The organism is Burkholderia sp. Ac-20353 (assembly GCF_017104785.1).
In the GTDB taxonomy this organism is placed as follows: Bacteria; Pseudomonadota; Gammaproteobacteria; order Burkholderiales; family Burkholderiaceae; genus Burkholderia.
The window spans coordinates 1-1,179 of record NZ_JAAGPL010000500.1 but is presented as its reverse complement, the minus strand read 5'-3'; the positions used below and the strand labels follow the sequence as shown (position 1 = coordinate 1,179).

At 67.3% G+C, this 1,179-nt stretch carries 1 protein-coding gene; it reads right to left on the bottom strand.

From position 1 onward, the window contains the following. On the bottom strand, positions 1-1,179 hold a 1,179-nt coding region (locus G3N94_RS41575), incomplete at both ends, for an acyl-CoA dehydrogenase family protein (protein WP_205799942.1).

The window sequence follows — 1,179 nt, the reverse complement described above, 5'->3', positions numbered from 1 at the left end:
GTCGAGCTTGCCCAGCGCGTCGACCGTCTGCCCGATCTCGCCGATCAGCGCCTTCGCGACCGCGCCGCCGTCGCGCAGCGTCTTGCGGCCGACCAGGTCGTTTGCCTGGATCGCCGTCGTGCCTTCGTAGATCGCCAGGATCCGTGCGTCACGGTAGTACTGCGCGGCGCCCGTCTCTTCGATGAAGCCCATCCCGCCGTGCACCTGCACGCCGAGGCTCGCGACATCGTTCACCATCTCCGTGCTCCAGCCCTTCACGACCGGCACCAGATACTCGTAGATTGCCTGATGATGCGCACGCGTCGCCTCGTCCGAATGGCGGTGGGCAATGTCGCTGTGCGCGGCCGCGACATACGACAGCGCGCGCGCGCCTTCGGTCAGCGCGCGCATCGTGCCGAGCATCCGGCGCACGTCCGGGTGGTGGATGATCGTCACCGACTGCTTCGCGGAACCATCGACCGGCCGGCTCTGCACGCGCTCCTTCGCGAACGCGGCCGCATGCTGGTACGCGCGGTCGGCCACGCCGATCCCCTGATTGCCGACGCCGAAGCGCGCCGCGTTCATCATGATGAACATGTATTCGAGGCCGCGATTCTCCTCGCCGACGAGGTAGCCGATCGCACCACCGTTGTCACCATACTGCAGCACCGCGGTCGGGCTCGCCTTGATCCCGAGCTTGTGCTCGATCGACACGCAATGCACGTCGTTGCGCGCGCCGAGGCTGCCGTCGTCGTTGACGAGGAACTTCGGCACGATGAACAGCGAAATGCCCTTCACGCCTTCCGGTGCGCTCGGCGTGCGCGCCAGCACGAGGTGGACGATGTTGTCCGCCATGTCGTGCTCGCCCCACGTGATGAAGATCTTCGTGCCGAACACCTTGTACGAACCGTCGCCCTGCGGCTCGGCGCGCGAGCGCACCAGCGCGAGATCGGAGCCCGCCTGCGGCTCGGTCAGGTTCATCGTGCCCGTCCATTCGCCCGAGATCAGCTTCGGCACGTAGCGCTGCTTCTGCTCCTCGGTGCCTGCGGTCAGCAGCGCCTCGATCGCGCCGTCGGTCAGCAGCGGACACAGCGCGAACGACAGGTTCGCCGCGTTCAGCATCTCGATGCACGGCGTCGCGATCAGCTTCGGCAGCCCCTGGCCGTCATAGTCGGCCGGATGCTGCAGCCCCTGCCAGCC